We start from the raw sequence: 279 nt of genomic DNA, 5'->3' as shown, positions 1-279 counted from the left end.
GCGACGCTTTGCCCGCCTCGTCCAGCCGGTCGCGCAGCGCGGCGGAATGGGCGTAGATCACGCTGCCCTCAATACCATGCTTCGTGATGACGAATTCGCCCTGAAAGGCTCCGGCTGGCGAAATGGTGATGGTGGATTTCACCGCTTCCCCCGCAAAACGCGAGCGGAAGACATCGCTCCAGTCAACGTCGAAACCGCAATTGGCGGGGCGGAACGGGGAAAGCGCCACGCCTCTCTCCGCCAGCGCCGGAACCCATACGGCGTCCGAACCGAGACGCG

The 279-nt window shown here is 64.5% G+C and carries 1 protein-coding gene; it reads right to left on the bottom strand.

Translation table 11 applies throughout. The features are described 5' to 3' along the window. On the bottom strand, positions 1-279 hold a 279-nt coding region (locus tag EN824_RS34935), incomplete at both ends, for an NAD(P)/FAD-dependent oxidoreductase (protein WP_189522305.1).

Source organism: Mesorhizobium sp. M8A.F.Ca.ET.181.01.1.1, assembly GCF_004792025.1.
Classification (GTDB): Bacteria; Pseudomonadota; Alphaproteobacteria; order Rhizobiales; family Rhizobiaceae; genus Mesorhizobium.
This window is presented reverse-complemented; position numbering and strand designations above follow the sequence as displayed.